The sequence below is a fragment of the Massilia aerilata genome (assembly GCF_042656905.1).
Lineage (GTDB): Bacteria > Pseudomonadota > Gammaproteobacteria > Burkholderiales > Burkholderiaceae_D > Telluria > Telluria aerilata.
The window spans coordinates 301,744-319,920 of sequence record NZ_JBHSMZ010000026.1; the positions used below are offsets into that span (position 1 = coordinate 301,744).

Below are 18,177 nucleotides of genomic sequence, written 5' to 3' on the forward strand. Positions count from 1 at the left end.
AAATCCTGCCCCACCACGGGGCGGCTGCCGAATTTTCAGGCATAATGCGCGCTTATTCAGGTGCATTCTCCCAGGGAGCCGCAATGGTTGTAGCCGTTTATCCAGGAACTTTCGATCCGCTGACCCGCGGCCACGAGGATTTGGTGCGTCGCGCATCGGGTCTGTTCGACACCCTGGTCGTCGGTGTCGCCGACAGCAAGAACAAGAAACCTTTCTTCTCGCTCGACGATCGCCTGGAAATCGCCAACGAAGTGCTGGGCCATTATCCGAACGTGAAGGTCGAAAGCTTCAGCGGCCTGCTCAAGGATTTCGTCCGCCAGCACGATGCGCGCGTGATCGTGCGCGGCCTGCGCGCCGTGTCCGACTTCGAGTACGAGTTCCAGATGGCCGGCATGAACCGCTACCTGCTGCCCGACGTCGAGACCCTGTTCCTCACCCCGTCCGACCAGTACCAGTTCATCTCCGGCACCATCGTGCGCGAGATCGCGATGCTGGGCGGCGACGTCTCCAAATTCGTGTTCCCTTCGGTCGACCGCTGGCTGCAGAAGAAAATCGCCGCCATGGCCGCCGCGCCGAAGGCGTAAGTATTCAAAGGTTGTACAAATGGCTTTGCTGATTACCGACGACTGCATCAATTGCGACGTGTGCGAGCCCGAGTGCCCGAACGACGCCATCTCGATGGGCGCGGAGTTCTACCAGATCGACCCGCACAAGTGCACCGAATGCGTCGGCCACTTCGATGAACCGCAGTGCGTGGCGCTGTGCCCGGTGGCCTGCATCCCCTTCAATCCAGAGTGGCGCGAAACCCGCGAAGAACTCCAGGCCAAGTACGAAAAGCTGACCGCCGCCAAGGCCGCCTAAGGCTTTTCCTTGTCGATCTGCTGTAGAAGCTTGAAGGCTTCGTGCTCGATCGCCGGTTCCGCATCCGCAAGTTCCTTGCTCGCCTTGACGTAGGCAAGCCGCTTGCGCTCCTTCTTTTCTTCCGGCGGCACCACTTCCCGCATGCCCGGCATGATGATGCCGCCGCGGTTGTTGTACTTCCTGTAGATGACCTGCTTGCCGTAGCGCGTGTTGTAGAAGCGGGTCATCTCGGTCGCGGTATCGACGGAAATCACCTGCGCCACCGAGGGCGCCATTCGCCGGATCACCTCGTCCGGCGGCGTCTTGCCGAGCTTGTCGAACACGGCCTGCCTTTGCACCTGGCTCTGGTAGCGGCTGCGGGAGGCGACGCCCAGCAATACCTTTTCGATCTGCATCGCACTCAGCAGATCCTGCACCGCTTTCACGTGTGCGGGGCTGGGCGCTGCCGCCTGCCCAGTGGACGCTGCAAACACCAGCGACAGGGCCAGTATGGCGCGAGCAACAATCTTCATACGTTTCCCTTCAGATAAACATCGAAGCATCAGCAAGGGCCCAGTGTACGAGAATTGTTGCATGTTTACCAATCTATTCAGCATCCACGCAACACTCCCCGCCTTAACTCTCGGTTGTGCGACCGCAGCATCGAAATAGTCTCAATTATTTAATTTGGGCAAATTATTTGATGCTATATTTATTATCAAAAAAATAGCACGTCCATACTTTTCCGCTGGGACTACGGAGACACAATGATTAGAAATATGCGTATCGGCCAGCGCCTGGCCGTGGGCTTCGGCTTCGTGATTGCCTTGCTGATGGTGCTGGCAGGGATTTCGTATTTGCGCATGGAGAGCCTGAACAAGGAGATGGAGACCCTGGTGCAGGTGCGCTACGCGAATACCGTGGCCGCCAACCAGGTCAAGGAAGACGTCAGCGAAGCCACACGCAGCATGCTGAATGTCCTGATCATGAGCGACCCGGACCAGATCAAAAAGGAACTGGCGAACACGGAAGCGCGCAGCGCCAAGGCCAGCGCCTCGGTGGCGCAACTGGCCAGGCACACCAGCGACGCCGAGGGCACCGAGATCCTGAAGGCGATCGCCCTTATCCAGGACAAGTTCCTGCCGGCCCAGACCAAGTTCATCGGCCTGGTCAACGAGGACAAGAAGGACGAGGCCATGGTCAAGTTCATGTTCTCGCTGCGTCCCCAGCAAGGGCGTTATTTCGAGCAGCTCGACAAGTTCGTCGCCTACCAGAACGCGGCCATGAACCGCGCCGGCCTGGAAGCCGCCGCCGTCACCCGCCGCACCGAGCTGCTGATCCTGGTGCTGGCCGGCGCGGCCTGCGTCCTGTCGCTGGGCGTGGCCATCCTGTCGACGCGCAGCATCACCGGGCCGCTGGCCCAGGTCGTGCAGATCGCCCAGCGCGTCGCCGACGGCGACCTCACCAGCGAGATCGCGGTTGACAGCCGCGACGAAGCCGGCCAGATGATGGAAGCGCTGCGCCACATGAACGAGAGCCTGATCCGCATCGTCGGCGAGGTCCGCTCCAGCACCGAATCGATGGCCGGCGTGTCCGGCGAGATCGCCAGCGGCAACCTGGACTTATCGAGCCGCACCGAAGCCCAGGCCAGCTCCCTGGCCCAGACCTCGAGCTCGATGCGCGAACTGACCGACACCGTGCAGCAGAACGCGGACAACGCGCGCCAGGCCAACGCCCTCGCGGCCCAGGCATCCGAAGTGGCGGCGCGCGGCGGCTCGGTGGTCTCGCATGTGGTCGCCACCATGGGCTCGATCACCGATTCCTCGAAAAAGATTGTGGATATCATTGGCGTGATCGACGGCATTGCCTTCCAGACCAATATCCTGGCCCTGAACGCCGCGGTCGAAGCGGCGCGGGCGGGCGAGCAGGGCCGCGGCTTTGCCGTGGTGGCGAGCGAGGTGCGCAACTTGGCGCAACGCTCGGCGGCGGCGGCGAAAGAGATCAAGTTGCTGATCAGCGATTCTGTGGATAAAGTGCATGAAGGTAGCCACCTGGTCGAGCAGGCCGGCGTGACGATGGCCGAGGTGGTCGAGAGCGTGCGCCGCGTGACCGACATCATGGCCGAGATCACGGCCGCCAGCGTCGAGCAGAGCGCCGGCATCGCCGAGGTCAGCCAGAACATCGTCGAGATGGACCAGACCACCCAGCAGAACGCGGCGCTGGTCGAGGAAGCGGCGGCAAGCGCGGCGGCGATGCAGGACCAGGCGGCGCGGCTGGCGCGCGCGGTCAGCGTTTTTAAACTCGACCAGGCGGCGGCTTCGGCGCCTGTATTAAAGTCGCGCGAGCCCCGGCTGGCGCTGGGCTAATTGATTACAACAGTTTCATTCCTGAGGAGACACACATGACTTCCACCTTCACCACCTCGTTTGCCCGCAGGCTCGTCGTCAAGGGCATGATGGCCGGCGCCCTGCTGGCGGCCGCCATCAGCCTGCCGGCCCAGGCTGCGGTCGACGTCAACGGCTACAAGTTCGAGGACACTGCCAAGGTCGCGGGCAAGGACCTCAAACTGAACGGCGCCGGCATGCGCACCAAGCTGGTGTTCAAAGTATATGCGGCCGGCCTCTACCTGCCGGAGAAGAAAAACGCCACTGCCGAGATCCTCAAACTGGAAGGGCCGCGCCGCGTGACCCTGCAGATGGCGCGCGACCTGACCTCGGAAGAGTTCGGCAAAGCCTTCATGGATGGCCTGAACGAAAACCTGGACAAGGCGGAAAAGCAGAAGATCGTGGCCCAGATCGGCAAGATGGGTGAGCTGTTCGCCTCGGTCGACGCGATCAAGAAGGGCGACGTGCTGCACCTGGACTGGATCCCGGGTACCGGTACCCAAACCGAGCTGAACGGCAAGAAGCTGGGCGATCCGATCCCGGACGTGAACTTCTACAACGCCATCCTGCGCATCTGGCTGGGCGACAAGCCGGTCGACAAGTCGCTGAAGCCGGCCCTGCTCGGCGAAGCCAAGTAAATGTAGTACCTCGGCAATCCTGGTTTAACGCGGCCTCGGGCAACCGGCGCCGCGTTTTTTTTCGCCCTCATTTTTACTGCGTGGCGGCCGGATTTTCGGGAGGGGTGGGGGCCCAGTCGGCCTTGCGACGGCCCTGGCGGCTTGCGCGTTCGATTCTGTCGATGTGACGATTACTCATCCATATAGAGCTACTTTTTTTGAAATTCGCGCTTTTCACCTTTATCTCATCATTAAGATGGTTCAATATTACATCTTCATACCGCATTTCGTGATTTTACGAAGTCCGACCTCGGTCGTGTCGATGTCCTGGAATCTGGCTAATTTCTGTCATTCTATAGACAAAACTCAACAATATTACTCCATCCCGCATAGTGATTGATATTCGAATTCATGCACATGGCATACGATGACGACTAATTGTTAAATGGAACAAGTGAAAAATCCCCTGAAAAGCCGAGCGACCGGAAGTCGACGGCGATTCTTCATTCCCGCTCGTGTTTGGCGGGGCGACGGGTAATCAATGGGCGAAAAAAAACGGCACCCCGTTTGTCGGGATGCCGTTCAAGAAGAAAGACAGGTGTAAAACTGGATCAGGAACGCAGCGCGCGGACCTCGGTGCTACCGTTGACGGCCGCGGCGGCCTGTTGGGCCAGGCGCAGCTTGCGGCGTGCGGCCAGCTCGTCCTTGGTCGGACGGGGGCGCACCACCAGCACCAGCGCGCGGGCAATGCCGATCAACAGCGGGCGAAAGAACATCAGCACGGCGCCCAGCAGGGTCAACTGGACCATGCTGATGAAGAGCTGCATGAAGGGTACTGCCGTCATGGGGTCCTGGAACAGGGTAGCAGCGAAGGACATGGCTGAATTAAGCGCTCTTTAAGCGTGGGAATGTGATTGATGTTAAGGTTCCATGTAACTATAGTGCAACGCAACATATAAATCTAATCACGTTTACTGATGGTCCTTATATTGATTGTGAATGGAAATCGGGTACACTAACCGGAACCCAAAAAACGCTGCCCCGAACGGATCCCATGAGCTTCCTCACGCTTGACCTGAACCTGCTCCGCGTCTTCGACGCCGTCATGACCGAGCAAAACCTGACCCGCGCCGCCGGCCACCTGGCCATGACCCAGCCCGCGGTGTCGAACGCCGTCAAACGCCTGCGCGAGAGCCTCGGCGACGAACTGCTGATCCGCACCGCCTACGGCGTGAAGCCGACCCCGCGCGCCGAAGCGCTGTGGCCGGCCGTGCGCCAGGCGCTGGCTGCGCTGGAAGCGGCCGTGATGCCGGAAACCTTCGACGTCTCCAAGGCCCAGGCGACCTTCCGCCTGGCGATGGCGGACGCGACGGCGGCGCTGTGGCTGCCGTCGCTGGTGCGTTCGATCGAAAAGGAGGCGCCGGGCGTGAACATCCGCATGGTGCCGCTGACCACGCGTGAACCGCGGCCGATGCTGCTGCGCGGCGATATCGACCTGGCCGTCGGCTTCTTCCCCGGCGTGGCGGCCCAGCTGTCGTACGAGACCGGCTCCCCGATCCGCCACGAGCGCCTGTATTCGGGCGAATACGTGGCCGTGATGCGCAAGAACCATCCGCTGGCCAAGGACAAGCTGGACCTGGACGCCTATTGCAAGGCGGACCACCTGCTGGTGAGTTTCTCGGGCCGCGCGCACGGCCTGGTCGACGAGGCGCTGGCCCAGATCGGCCGCGAGCGCCGCATCCTGCTGACCGTGAACCAGTTCTTCACCGCCGGCCGGGTGGTCGCGAATTCGGACCTGGTGACGGTGCTGCCGCGCCACCTGATCGCCTCGACCGGCGCCGCCGATGCCTTGGTATGGCGCGAGCTGCCCTTCCAGTTGCCGGCCGTGCACCTCGACATGCTCTGGCACGAACGCGACGGCCGCAGCCCGGCGCACCGCTGGCTGCGCAAGAACCTCGAGCAGATGTCGGCCGCGGCGCAGAAGACGCTGCCGCAGGCTTCGGAGGCGAATGTCAAAATGGAGAAAATCGCCTGAATCGTCCCCGGCGATACCTTCTACCGTCGCCCCTGCGATACTTCTACCGTCGCCCCTGCGATACTTCTACCGTCGCCCCCGCGAAGGCGGGGGCCCAAGTTTGCTAGCGTTTCGATAACTTGTGCAGAGCTTGGGTCCCCGCCTGCGCGGGGACGACGTTCAATGGCCGCGGGAACGACGATGAGTTGGCTTATTTGATCGGCAGCTTGGTCGTATTCTTGACCTCTTCCATCACCGCATACGTGTGCGTCTCCCGCACCCCCTTCTGCAGCAAGGTTTTACCCAGGAACTCCCGGTAAGCCGCCATGTCCTTCACCCGCGCCTTGACCAGGTAATCGAAGCCGCCGGCCACCATGTGGCACTCCAGGACTTCCGGAATCAGCTGGACGCTCTGCTTGAAGGCGTCGAACACTTCGGGCGTGGTGCGGTCCAGCACCACTTCGATGAAGACCAGCAGCGACACGTCCAGCAACTGGGGGTTCAGCTGGGCCGTGTAACCCATGATGTAGCCGGACTCGTGCAGCTTGCGCACCCGTTCCAGGCAGGCCGCCGGCGACAGGTTGACGCGCGCCGCCAACTCGACGTTGCTGATTCGCCCGTCGCTCTGCAACTCGGCAAGGATTTTCTTGCTGATCTTGTCCAGCATGTTTGTCGCTCTCCACTATAAATATTATTTGGTGAAATTCTCTCACCAAAAACTATCTATTGCTAGTCTTCTCTAAAAACAGAATTAATCCAGAAGATTTCCCTCTACAATCGAATTCATGTATTTGTATTTGCACGCGCGCCGGCCATCCCCGATGGACCGGCGCTTTGTGCATGTACGGCCCCTTTTACTTTTTGATAAAGCTTCCATGAACATTGCCGCCACCCCGGCCATCACCTTCGTTCCCTTCGACGCCCTGCAGGCCGAGACCAAGCGCGAGCAGACGCCGCTGCGCGCCGCCATCACCAGCGCCTACCGCTGCGACGAAACCGCGGCCGTCGAATGGCTGCTGGCCCAGGGCGCCGCGGCCTCGGCCGACGCCTACATGCTGGCGCACCGCCTGGTCTCCGCCGTGCGCGAAAAACGCACCCGTTCCTCGGGCGTGGATGCCCTGATGCACGAATTCTCGCTGTCGTCGGAAGAGGGCGTGGCCCTGATGTGCCTGGCCGAGGCACTGCTGCGGATTCCGGATTCGGACACCGCCGACCGCCTGATCGCCGACAAGATCAGCAAGGGCGACTGGAAGAAGCACCTGGGCGAATCGCCGTCGCTGTTCGTGAACGCCGCCACCTGGGGCCTGCTGATCACCGGCAAGCTGGTCTCGAGCAGCAGCGAAAAGGGTCTCGGTTCGGCGCTGACCCGCCTGATCGCCAAGGGCGGCGAACCGCTGATCCGCAAGGGCGTCGACATGGCCATGCGCATGCTGGGCAACCAGTTCGTGACCGGCCAGACCATCAATGAAGCGCTGAAAAACAGCCGAGAGAATGAAACCCGCGGCTATCGCTACTCCTACGACATGCTGGGCGAAGCGGCGCTGACCGAGCTCGACGCCGAGAACTACTACGCTTCCTACGAAGCCGCGATCCACGCGATCGGCAAAGCCTCGAACGGCCGCGGCATCAAGGACGGCCCGGGCATCTCGATCAAGCTGTCGGCCCTGCACCCGAGATATAGCCGCGCCCAGTATGCCCGCGTGATCGGCGAACTGCTGCCGCGCGTGCGCAAGCTGGTCTTGCTGGCCAAGCAGTACAACATCGGCATCAACATCGACGCCGAGGAAGCCGACCGCCTGGAAATCTCGCTCGACATGCTGGAAGCGCTGGCCTTCGATGCGGAACTGGCCGGCTTCGAGGGCATCGGCCTGGTGGTGCAGGCCTATCAAAAGCGCTGCCCCTTCGTGATCGACTTCGTGGTCGACCTGGCGCGCCGCAGCGGCCAGAAGTTCATGGTGCGTCTCGTAAAAGGCGCGTATTGGGACGCCGAGATCAAGCGCGCCCAGGTCGACGGCCTGCCGGGCTACCCGGTCTACACCCGCAAGGTGTACACCGACGTGTCCTACCTGACCTGCGCGAAAAAACTGCTGAGCGCCACCGACCTCATCTACGCCCAGTTCGCGACCCACAATGCGCACACCCTGTCGGTGATCTACACCTGGGCCAAGGCCGATGGCGTCTCGAACTACGAGTTCCAGTGCCTGCACGGCATGGGCGAGACCCTGTACGACCAGGTCGTGGGCGCGGAGAACCTGGGTAAAGCCTGCCGCATCTACGCGCCGGTCGGTTCGCACGAGACCCTGCTGGCCTACCTGGTGCGCCGCCTGCTGGAAAACGGTGCGAATTCCTCGTTCGTGAACCAGATCGTCGACGAAAGCGTGCCGATCGACACCCTGCTGGCCGACCCGTTCGAGCAGGCCCGCGCCGCGCACTGCCTGCCGCACCCGCGCATTCCGCTGCCGCTGGACATGTTCGGCCCAGGGCGCAAGAACTCCGCCGGCCTGGACCTGGCCAATGAACACGTGCTGCGCGCCCTGTCCGAAAGCCTCGGTACGCCGCGCCACTACCTGGCGGCGCCGCTGATCGACGGTCCGCTGGAAGCCGTGGGCGCGGTCAACGTGATCAATCCGGCGCAAGCGGCCGATATCGTCGGCCAGGTGACCGAAGCGACGGTCGGCGACGTCGACACCGCGCTGCAGGCAGCCCAGACTGCGTTCCCGGCCTGGGAAGGCCTGGGCGCCGCTGCCCGCGCCGACATCGTCGCCAGGGTCGGCGACTTGTTCGAGCAGAACATGGGCGAGCTGATGGCGCTGGCGGTGCGCGAAGCGGGCAAATCGCTGCCGAACGCGATCGCCGAGATCCGCGAGGCGGTCGACTTCCTGCGCTATTACGCGAACGAGATCCGCGAAGAAGGGGATGCAAAGGCACTGGGACCGGTAACGTGCATCAGCCCGTGGAACTTCCCGCTGGCCATTTTTACGGGCCAGGTCGCCGCCGCACTGGCCGCCGGCAACGTCGTGCTGGCCAAGCCGGCCGAGCAGACCCCGCTGATCGCGCACCGCGCCGTGCAGCTGTTCCACGAAGCCGGCGTGCCGGCAGGCGCCCTGCAGCTGCTGCCGGGCCGCGGCGAGACCGTCGGCGCCGCCCTGACTCAAGATGCGCGTGTAAAAGCCGTGATCTTCACCGGCTCGACCGAAGTCGCCCAGCTGATCAACCGTACGCTGGCCAAGCGCGCGTTTGAAGAAGGCTGCGATATTCCGCTGATCGCGGAAACCGGCGGCCAGAACGCGCTGATCGTCGATTCCTCGGCGCTGCCGGAACAGGTGGTGCAGGACGTGCTGTCGTCGGCCTTCGACAGCGCCGGCCAGCGCTGCTCGGCCCTGCGCGTGCTGTTCTTGCAGGAAGACATCGCCGACAAGACGATCAAGATGCTGAAGGGCGCGATGCAGGAACTGCGCGTCGGCGTGCCGGACCGCCTGGCGACCGACATCGGCCCGGTGATCGACCGCGAAGCCCAGCAGAACCTGCTGGCCCACATCGAACGTACGAAAGCCAGCGCCAGGCAGTACTTCGCGCTCGAACTGCCGGCCGCCCTGCAGGCGCAAGGCACCTTCGTGCCGCCGACGGTGCTGGAAATCGGTTCGATGGCGGAACTGCAGCGCGAAGTCTTCGGCCCGGTGCTGCACATCGTGCGCTACCGCCGCGCCGACCTGGGCAAGGTGGTCGACACCATCAACGGCACCGGCTACGGCCTGACCCTGGGTATTCACTCGCGCATCGACGAGACCATCGATTTCATCACGGCGCGCGCCCACGTCGGCAACATCTATGTGAACCGCAACATCGTCGGCGCCGTGGTCGGCGTGCAGCCTTTCGGCGGCGAAGGCAAATCCGGCACCGGTCCGAAGGCCGGCGGCCCGCTCTACCTGAAGCGCCTGCAACAGGCCGCCTTGCCGCTGCTGCAACGCGCGCGCCACAGCAATGCCGCGCTGGACGGCCTGATGGGCTGGATGCAGGCCAAGGGCCACGGCGATGTCGCCGTGCTGGCCGAAGGCTATACCAACACCACGCTGGACGGCGTCAGCATCGACTTGCCGGGCCCGACCGGCGAGCGCAACGTACTCGGCTTTACCCCGCGCGGCGCCATCCTGTGCGCGGCGAGCGATACCAAAGGCTTGCTGAACCAGCTGGCGGCGGTGCTGGTCACCGGCAACCGTGCGCTGGTGCTGGCCGACGCGCGCGACCAGGTGCTGGGCAGCCTGCCGCCGGAAGTGAAGGCGCAGCTGCGCTTCGTCGGCGAGGCGGAGCTGGACAGCCTGGATATTCAGATGGCGCTGGTCGAACATGGTGTGAAAGGAAATCTGCAGGCGAAACTGGCGGCTCGTACCGGCGCCATCGTCGGCATCGTCGATACCCGGGCGGATCAGCCGGTCGCGCTGTGGCGGCTGGTGGCCGAACGGGCCTTGTGCGTCAACACGACGGCGGCTGGCGGTAACGCAAGCCTGATGACGCTGAGCTTGTAATCATAAGAAGAAATGACCGGGGCGCTTGCCCCGGTTTTCACATGAGCAGTGGTTTCAGTTGTTCTACTTGGAGGAAGACAAAATGCTAGTTGGCGTTCCGAAGGAAATCAAAAACCATGAATACCGGGTCGGCCTGACCCCGCCCAGCGTCCACGAACTGGTGGGACGCGGGCACCAGGTGCTGGTGCAGACCGGCGCCGGGGCCGAGATCGGCTTATCCGACGAACAATACACGGCGGCGGGCGCCAGCATCGTCGCCGGCGCGAAGGAAATTTTCGAGCGCGCGGACATGATCGTGAAGGTCAAGGAACCGCAGCCCCAGGAATGCGCGATGCTGCGCGAGGGACAAATCCTGTACACCTATCTGCACCTGGCGCCGGATCCGGAACAGACCGCGGCGCTGGTCAAGTCGGGCGCCATCTGCATCGCCTATGAAACCATCACCGGTCCGGGCGGCGGGCTGCCGCTGCTGGCGCCGATGAGCGAGGTGGCAGGGCGCATGGCGATCCAGGCCGGCGCCAGCCACCTGGAAAAATCGAAGGGCGGCATGGGCCTGCTGCTGGGCGGGGTCCCGGGCGTGGCGCCGGGGCACGTGGTGATCATCGGCGCCGGCGTGGTCGGCACCAATGCGCTGCAGATGGCGGTCGGTACCGGCGCCCGGGTCAGCGTGCTGGACAAGAGCGTCGATCGCCTGCGCCAGCTCGACCTGATCTACGGCAACCGGATCTCGACCCTGTACTCGAACGCCCATGCGATCGAGGAAGCGGTACTGTCCGCCGACCTGGTGATCGGCGGCGTGCTGGTGCCGGGCGCGGCGGCGCCGAAGCTGGTTACCCGCAGCATGGTGTCGCGCATGAAGAAGGGGGCGGTGGTGGTCGACGTCGCGATCGACCAGGGCGGCTGCTTCGAGACGTCCCACGCGACCACCCACGCCGATCCGACCTTCGTGGTCGACGGCGTGGTGCACTATTGCGTGGCGAACATGCCGGGCGCGGTGGCCCGTACCTCGACCTTTGCGCTGAACAACGCCACCATCGGCCATGCGGTGGCGCTGGCGACGAAAGGCTGGCGGCAGGCGCTGCGCGAGGACCCGCACCTGAAAAACGGCCTGAACGTTGCCCAGGGCAAGGTCACCTATGCCGCCGTGGCCAAGGATCTGGGCTATGACTACGTGCCTGCGGACACCCTGCTTGCCTGAGCCGCCTGCAACTGGGCGCAGAACTGCCTGACGACGTAAAAGGCGTAGCGCGCGGCCACCGACTTCACGAAGCGCATGAAGTCGGTGGCCGCGTTTTCATTGGCGTTGTCGGAAATCGTGCGGATCACGCCGAACGGGATCCCGAGCTCGAAACACACCTGCGCCACTGCTGCGCCTTCCATTTCCACCGCCAATAGCCCCGGCAGAGCCGCGCCAAGGGCCTGGATGCGCTCCCTGTGGCTGACGAACTGGTCGCCGCTACCGACCAGGCCACGGTGCACCCGAGGCGCCTGGAGCGCGAATACGGCCCTTTCCTGAGGATCGATGGCTTTATCCATTTCCAGCTCGAGGAAACGCTGGGCGGCGTGCGTCAGTTCCAGCGCCATCTGGCGGTCGCTGGCGAAATGGCTCAATCCCGTCAGCGGCACCTCGTAACGCGGAAACAGCGGACTCGCATCCATATCGTGCTGGACCAGGTTTTCGGCCACCACGATGTCGCCGACACGCACGAAAGCGTCGCCTGAACCGGCTACCCCCGTAAACAGGATGTGGGTAACACCGAACTTCTCCACAAGCGTGGTGGCTGTCATGGCCGCTGCAACCTTGCCTATACGCGATAAAACGCACACAGCGTCGATTTCCCAGAGTTTACCGGTCCAGTACTCACGCATGCCATGGATGAGCTTGTAGGGCCTCTCCATGGCTTCTACGAGCCCCTGCTGTTCTTCGTGCAAGGCGCTGATGATCCCTAATCGCATGTTTTTTTCGTCCTGCATGGCTTTTCAAGCCGGTTTGGAAGCGGTTTTGCAGCCCAGTGTTTTAATAAAACAAGATGTATATAAAAACTGGTAGTAGATAGTAAACGGGCAGTTTGCTGTGGATAAGCCGAGATTTGTCTACAGCGTCAACGGCTTACGTGCAGCCGGACGCGCTGGAAAAGCATTGTATCCAAGCTGAACGGAACTTGGACAAAAACGCTAGCGCTTCCAAAAAAGTGGTTTCTGCACATTTGCTGCTGTGGATATGCAGGCGTTTTTCCACAGACGATGCGGTTTGGCAGGCGTTTGAGCTGCTGAACTTGTCTGTTTGCATACAGATCAGCTGGCAAACCAGGCCAGCAGTCTGAGACCAGCTCGTCGGCAATCGGCGATCAGGTTTCGGAAGTCGGCAGGATGCCGGCGATTTTCCTTGCGCCGGTCTCGGCGGTTCCACTTTCTTCCTGAAGACAAAAAAACGTTCGAACAGTGTTGGCCTGGTGTCGATCACCTTCGGCGTTTGCGTTTCGTTGTTGCTGTTCGCTTCTTGTTTGGTAGCTGTTGGCTGCAGGCGAATAGGGGCAAAGCGCCCGGTTTTCCACGCGGAGCCGCTTCTTTGTATTAGTTAACTTGTTTAGATATATAAATTGGTAGTGATAGTAAACGCCGCGCCTTCTGTGGATAAGTGGGATTTTCTTCACAGGCTCAAGGGTTTACGTATTTTTCAAACTGCTGAACAAGGCTTGCGTCTGGCAGGGACGTTAACTGGACAAAAAAACGCCTGTGTCCAAGTTGCATGGTTTCGCACATTCGATCCTGTGGATATTCATGGGCTTGTCCACAGAGGCGGGTGGTTTGCTGCTTGCCGAAGCGTTTTCGGCTGTTTGCAAGCAGGGTCGAGGTCGTCAGCATGGCTGGGTTCGCGGCCTGACCGGAGCCGGAAAATTTTTTTGAGCAGCCATCGTTTCAACGATAGGGCCAGGCGCCAGCCTGATCGATGTCGGTGTTTTTTCGGGGAGGCCATAAAACGAAACGCACTCGTCAGGTTTACAACTAAAGTTAGTTTACAGAATAGTTGTAGTAGTTAACGGGGGGTCCCATCTGTGGATAAGCCCTGTTTTATCCACAAGATCAGCAGTTTACGCACCGCATAAGCCAGTGCATTTGTCTTATGTTTGCCTGAGGGAAAAAATGGATAAAAATTCGCGCTGTGCGAAAACGCGCTGTTCCGCACAATCGGTACCTGTGGATATGCAAACCCTTATCCACAGCGAGTAAGCGCCTCTACACCTTGACGTTCTGGTAAGCTTGCTCCAGCGAAGCATCACCGTATCCGGACATGGAAGGGAGCAGCGTGGAATCGGCAGGGGAATACGACTACATCATCGTGGGCGCCGGCACCGCCGGTTGCGTGCTTGCCAACCGCCTGACACGAAAGCCCGAGGTCCAGGTCTTGCTGATCGAAGCCGGCGGCAAGGACGATTACCTGTGGATCCACATCCCGGTCGGCTATCTCTACTGCATCGACAATCCGCGCACCGACTGGCTGTTCCGTACCGAAGCCGACCCCGGCCTGGCGGGGAGAGCACTGATCTACCCGCGCGGAAAAGTCCTGGGCGGCTCGTCCTCGATCAACGGCATGATCTACATGCGCGGCCAGGCCGGCGATTACGACCGCTGGGCCGAGCTCAGCGGCGATCCGTCCTGGCGCTGGGAACATGTGTTGCCGCTGTTTCGGCAGAGCGAAGACCACCACGGCGGCGCCAGCGACATCCACGGCAGCGGCGGCGAATGGCGCGTCGAGCGCCAGCGCCTGTCCTGGGAAATCCTGGATGCCTTCCGGGAAGCGGCCAGTGAAGCGGGCATCCCGAAAATCGCCGATTTCAACGGCGGCGACAATGCCGGCTGCGCCTATTTTGAAGTCAACCAGCGCCGCGGCATTCGCCTGAACACCGCCAAGGCCTTCCTGAAACCGGCCTCGCAGCGGTCGAATCTCACCATCATGACCGGCTGCCACGTCGAAAAGCTGCTGATCGAATCGAACGAGAACGGCAAGTTCTGCCGCGGCGTGCAATTTACGGGCAGTGGCCGGGCCTTCAGCGCCACCGCGCGCCGCGAAACCTTGCTCGCCGCCGGCGCGATCGGTTCGCCCACCATCCTGCAGCTGTCCGGCATCGGCCCGGCCGCCGGCCTGGCGCAACACGGTGTCAACCCGCTGGTCGACGCCCCGGGGGTGGGCGAAAACCTGCAGGACCACTTGCAGCTGCGCATGGTTTACCGGATCACCGGCGCGCCCTCGCTGAACACCACGGCGGCCAGCTGGTTCGGCAAGGCGAAAATCGGCCTGCAATACATGCTGTTCCAGAGCGGGCCGATGTCGATGGCGCCGTCCCAGCTGGGCGCTTTCGCCCGCTCCGATCCCGGCCAGGCCACGCCCAACCTGCAATACCACGTCCAGCCGCTCTCTCTGGAAAAATTCGGCGACCCGCTGCACGGTTTTCCCGCCTTCACCGCCAGCGTCTGCAACCTGCGCCCGACTTCGCGCGGCCACGTGCGCATCGCCGCCAACGACAGCTACGCGCCGCCGAAGATCACGCCGAATTACCTCAGCACGCCGGAAGACAGGCAAGTGGCGGCGCGCGCGCTGGCGCTGACGCGCCGCATCGTCGCCTCACCCGCGCTGGCGAAGTACCGGCCCGAGGAGTTCAAGCCGGGTCCAAGCTACCGCACCGAGGAAGAGCTGGCCGCAGCCGCCAGCCTGATCGGCACCACGATTTTCCACCCGGCCGGCACCTGCAGGATGGGCAAGCTCGATGATCCCATGGCCGTGGTCGACAGCGAGCTGCGCGTAAAAGGCGTGCGCGGGCTGCGCGTGGTCGACGCCTCGATCATGCCTTTTATTACTTCCGGCAACACGAACTCGCCGACCCTGATGATTGCCGAGAAAGCGGCCCAGCTCCTGGCGAAACAGGCGCAGCGCTGAGCAAAAATGCACAACGGGTTTGCGCTGACGCAGACGCGCCACGGGCGCCGGCGCAAACGATGTGTTGTATCGTGGCGGTGCCTGAAAATGTGTAAGATTTGGAAAGTTTTCCACTCGTATCACTCGTCGATGGAGAAGTCATGGCGGACCTCATCCTGGAAACCCGCAAGCTGACGAAGGAATTCAAGGGGTTCACGGCCGTCGGCAGCGTGGACCTGCAAGTGCAGCGCGGCCATATCCACGCCCTCATCGGCCCGAATGGCGCCGGCAAGACCACCTGTTTCAACCTGCTGACCAAGTTCCTGGTGCCGAGTTCGGGCCAGATCCTGTTCAACGGCCGCGACATCACGGGCGCCCGGCCGGCCCAGATCGCCCGCATGGGCATCATCCGCTCCTTCCAGATCTCGGCCGTGTTCCCGCACCTGACGGTGCTTCAGAATGTGCGCATCGGCCTGCAGCGCGCCCTCGGCACCGGTTTCCATTTCTGGCGCAGCGAACGGAGCCTGGACCAGCTGAACCAGCGCGCGATGGCCTTGCTGGAAGAAGTCGACCTGGCCAGCTTTGCCGGCATGCTGACCGCCGACCTGCCGTATGGGCGCAAGCGCGCGCTCGAGATCGCCACCACCCTGGGCATGGAGCCGGAACTGATGCTGCTCGACGAACCGACCCAGGGCATGGGTCACGAAGACGTGCACCGCGTGACGGAACTGATCAAAAAAGTATCAAGCGGGCGCACGATCCTGATGGTCGAACACAACATGAACGTGGTGTCCGGCATCTGCGACCGCATTTCGGTGCTGCAGCGCGGCGCCATCCTGGCCGAGGGCAGCTATGCCGAGGTCTCCCGCAACCCGCAGGTGCTGGAGGCCTACATGGGCACCGAAGCGCCGCTGCAAGGAGCGCACTGATGGCAGCCGCACTCGAGATCCAGGGCTTGCAAGCCTGGTACGGCGAATCGCACATTCTGCACGACGTCAGCTTGAGCGTCGCCGAGGGCGAGGTCGTGACCCTGCTGGGCCGCAACGGCGCCGGCCGCACCACCACCTTGCGCGCCATCATGGGCCTGACCGGAACCCGGCGCGGCTCGATCCGCATCCACGGCCAGGAGGCGATCAGGCTGCCGACCTACAAGATTGCGCACCTCGGTGTCGGCTATTGCCCGGAAGAGCGCGGTATTTTCTCCTCGCTGTCGACCGAGGAAAACCTGCTCCTGCCGCCGGTGCTGGCGGCGTCGCAGGGCAGGGCGGCCGGCATGACGCTGGACGAGATCTACGAGATGTTCCCGAACCTGTACGAGCGCCGCCGCAGCCAGGGCACGCGCCTGTCCGGCGGCGAGCAGCAAATGCTGGCGGTGGCGCGCATCCTGCGCACCGGCGCTCGTTTGATGCTGCTGGACGAGATCTCGGAGGGCCTGGCGCCCGTCATCGTGCAGGCGCTGGCGCGCATGATCACGACCCTCAAGGCCAGGGGCTACACCATCGTGATGGTGGAACAGAATTTCCGCTTCGCCGCGCCGCTGGCGGAGCGCTTCTATGTGATGGAACACGGGCGGATCGTCAAAACGGTCCGCGCCGCCGAGCTGCAGGCCAGCATGCCGGAATTGACCGAGCTGCTCGGCGTCTGAATAACAACCTTGTACAACGGAGACCCAGCCCATGAAACGCACCGCCATCGCCCTCGCCGCCACCGCCTTGAGCGCGGCAATGTCCTTCCCCGCCCAGGCCCAGGTCTCGGGCGACACCATCAAGATCGGCATGATCACCGACCTGTCCGGCGTGTATTCGGACATCGACGGCAACGGCGGCGCCGAGGCCGTGCGCATGGCGATCGCCGACCTCGGCGGCGCCGTCAACGGTAAAAAAATCCAGTTCATGGTCGCCGACCACCAGAACAAGGCCGATATCGCCGCGAGTAAAGCCCGTGAATGGTTCGACCAGCAGGGCGTCGACATGCTGATCGGCGGCACCAACTCGGGCGCCAGCCTGGCCATGGCCAAGGTCGCGCAGGAGAAGAAGAAAGTGTTCATCGCCATCGGCGCCGGCTCGGCCAGGCTGACCAACGAGGACTGCTCGCCCTACACCGTGCACTACGCCTACGACACCGTGGCGCTGGCGCGCGTGGCCGCGCCCGCCATGATCAAGCAGGGCGGCAAGTCCTGGTACTTCCTGACCGCCGACTATGCGTTCGGCCAGTCGCTGGAAAAGGACGCCACCGCCATCATCAAGGCCAACGGCGGCAGCGTGGTGGGCAGCGTCAAGCACCCCTTGTCGGCGTCCGACTTCTCGTCCTTCCTGCTGCAGGCGCAGTCCTCGAAAGCCCAGGTGCTGGGCCTGGCCAACGCCGGCGGCGACTTCATCAACTCGATGAAAGCCGCCAATGAATTCGGCCTGACCAAGACCATGAAGATGGCCGGCCTGCTGGTCTTCATCAACGATATCCACACCCTCGGCCTGAACACGACCCAGGGCCTGTACCTGGCCGACGGCTGGTACTGGGACCAGAACGACCAGACCCGCGCCTGGGCCAAGCGCTACTTCGCCAAGATGAAGAAGCAGCCTTCGATGCTGCAGGCGGCCGATTATTCGGCCACCACCAACTACCTGAACGCGGTGAAGGCGGTTGGCAGCGACGATGCCGACAAGGTCATGGCCCAGCTTCGCAAGACGAAAATCAACGACATGTTCGCCAATAACGGCGAGATTCGCCCGGACGGCCGCATGGTCTACGACATGTACCTGATGCAAGTGAAAACGCCGAAGGAATCGAAGGGGCCGTGGGACTACTACAAGGTGGTGTCGACCATCCCGGGCGCCCAGGCTTACACGGCCAAGGCGGAAACCAAATGCGCGGCCTGGAAATAAGT

General features: G+C 62.5%; 16 protein-coding genes. 11 read left to right on the forward strand and 5 right to left on the reverse strand.

Going from position 1 to position 18,177, the window contains the following annotated elements; genetic code table 11:
- Nucleotides 1–83 precede the first annotated feature (83 nt).
- Nucleotides 84–584, forward strand: a complete 501-nt coding sequence (coaD, locus tag ACFPO9_RS26640) for a pantetheine-phosphate adenylyltransferase (RefSeq protein ID WP_379777277.1) — start codon at nucleotides 84–86, stop codon at nucleotides 582–584.
- A gap of 19 nt (nucleotides 585–603) precedes the next feature.
- On the forward strand, nucleotides 604–861 hold the full coding sequence (locus ACFPO9_RS26645) for a YfhL family 4Fe-4S dicluster ferredoxin (RefSeq protein ID WP_230025538.1): 258 nt from the start codon (nucleotides 604–606) through the stop codon (nucleotides 859–861).
- Here ACFPO9_RS26645 and ACFPO9_RS26650 read toward each other — a convergent pair.
- Complete coding sequence (locus tag ACFPO9_RS26650; protein ID WP_379777279.1) at nucleotides 858–1,373, reverse strand: DUF2059 domain-containing protein; 516 nt, start codon at nucleotides 1,371–1,373, stop codon at nucleotides 858–860. The genes ACFPO9_RS26645 and ACFPO9_RS26650 overlap by 4 nt on opposite strands.
- A 234-nt stretch (nucleotides 1,374–1,607) precedes the next feature.
- On the opposite strand from ACFPO9_RS26650, the gene ACFPO9_RS26655 reads away from it, so the two are divergent.
- Complete coding sequence (locus ACFPO9_RS26655; RefSeq protein ID WP_379777281.1) at nucleotides 1,608–3,206, forward strand: methyl-accepting chemotaxis protein; 1,599 nt, start codon at nucleotides 1,608–1,610, stop codon at nucleotides 3,204–3,206.
- Between the two features lie 35 nt (nucleotides 3,207–3,241).
- On the forward strand, nucleotides 3,242–3,862 hold the full coding sequence (locus ACFPO9_RS26660; RefSeq protein ID WP_379777283.1) for a chalcone isomerase family protein: 621 nt from the start codon (nucleotides 3,242–3,244) through the stop codon (nucleotides 3,860–3,862).
- Nucleotides 3,863–4,452: 590 nt separating this feature from the next.
- Here the strand turns inward: ACFPO9_RS26660 and ACFPO9_RS26665 are convergent.
- Nucleotides 4,453–4,719, reverse strand: a complete 267-nt coding sequence (locus ACFPO9_RS26665) for a hypothetical protein (protein WP_379777285.1) — start codon at nucleotides 4,717–4,719, stop codon at nucleotides 4,453–4,455.
- A 176-nt stretch (nucleotides 4,720–4,895) separates the two neighbouring features.
- Between ACFPO9_RS26665 and ACFPO9_RS26670 the strand changes: the two genes are divergently transcribed.
- Nucleotides 4,896–5,876, forward strand: a complete 981-nt coding sequence (locus ACFPO9_RS26670) for a LysR family transcriptional regulator (protein ID WP_379777287.1) — start codon at nucleotides 4,896–4,898, stop codon at nucleotides 5,874–5,876.
- Between the two features lie 190 nt (nucleotides 5,877–6,066).
- Here the strand turns inward: ACFPO9_RS26670 and ACFPO9_RS26675 are convergent, their stop codons facing one another.
- The gene (locus ACFPO9_RS26675) at nucleotides 6,067–6,522 is read right to left on the reverse strand and encodes an Lrp/AsnC ligand binding domain-containing protein (RefSeq protein WP_036171419.1); all 456 of its coding nucleotides are present in this window, start codon (nucleotides 6,520–6,522) and stop codon (nucleotides 6,067–6,069) included.
- 208 nt (nucleotides 6,523–6,730) lie between these two features.
- Between ACFPO9_RS26675 and putA the strand changes: the two genes are divergently transcribed.
- Both putA and ald read left to right on the forward strand, forming a co-directional pair.
- Complete coding sequence (putA, locus tag ACFPO9_RS26680) at nucleotides 6,731–10,378, forward strand: trifunctional transcriptional regulator/proline dehydrogenase/L-glutamate gamma-semialdehyde dehydrogenase (RefSeq protein ID WP_379777289.1); 3,648 nt, start codon at nucleotides 6,731–6,733, stop codon at nucleotides 10,376–10,378.
- Nucleotides 10,379–10,460: 82 nt separating this feature from the next.
- Complete coding sequence (ald, locus tag ACFPO9_RS26685) at nucleotides 10,461–11,576, forward strand: alanine dehydrogenase (protein WP_379777291.1); 1,116 nt, start codon at nucleotides 10,461–10,463, stop codon at nucleotides 11,574–11,576.
- Here ald and ACFPO9_RS26690 read toward each other — a convergent pair.
- Together ACFPO9_RS26690 and ACFPO9_RS26695 are read right to left on the reverse strand one after the other, a co-directional pair.
- Nucleotides 11,546–12,334, reverse strand: a complete 789-nt coding sequence (locus ACFPO9_RS26690) for a 5'-methylthioadenosine/adenosylhomocysteine nucleosidase (protein ID WP_379777655.1) — start codon at nucleotides 12,332–12,334, stop codon at nucleotides 11,546–11,548. The two genes, ald and ACFPO9_RS26690, sit on opposite strands and share 31 nt — an antisense overlap.
- A gap of 702 nt (nucleotides 12,335–13,036) precedes the next feature.
- A complete protein-coding gene (locus ACFPO9_RS26695) occupies nucleotides 13,037–13,243 on the reverse strand; it encodes a hypothetical protein (RefSeq protein WP_379777293.1) in 207 nt (68 codons plus the stop codon).
- 442 nt (nucleotides 13,244–13,685) lie between these two features.
- On the opposite strand from ACFPO9_RS26695, the gene ACFPO9_RS26700 reads away from it, so the two are divergent.
- The 4 genes from ACFPO9_RS26700 (at nucleotide 13,686) to ACFPO9_RS26715 (ending at nucleotide 18,175) form a co-directional block, all read left to right on the forward strand.
- Entirely contained in the window at nucleotides 13,686–15,314 is a 1,629-nt protein-coding gene (locus ACFPO9_RS26700; RefSeq protein WP_379777657.1) for a GMC family oxidoreductase, read from the forward strand.
- 140 nt (nucleotides 15,315–15,454) lie between these two features.
- On the forward strand, nucleotides 15,455–16,222 hold the full coding sequence (locus tag ACFPO9_RS26705; RefSeq protein WP_379777295.1) for an ABC transporter ATP-binding protein: 768 nt from the start codon (nucleotides 15,455–15,457) through the stop codon (nucleotides 16,220–16,222).
- Nucleotides 16,222–16,938 (forward strand): ABC transporter ATP-binding protein, encoded by a 717-nt coding sequence (locus tag ACFPO9_RS26710; protein ID WP_379777297.1) that lies wholly within the window; start codon nucleotides 16,222–16,224, stop codon nucleotides 16,936–16,938. Before ACFPO9_RS26705 ends, ACFPO9_RS26710 begins: the two co-directional genes overlap by 1 nt.
- Nucleotides 16,939–16,969: 31 nt before the next feature.
- Nucleotides 16,970–18,175, forward strand: a complete 1,206-nt coding sequence (locus ACFPO9_RS26715) for an ABC transporter substrate-binding protein (protein ID WP_379777299.1) — start codon at nucleotides 16,970–16,972, stop codon at nucleotides 18,173–18,175.
- Nucleotides 18,176–18,177 lie beyond the last annotated feature (2 nt).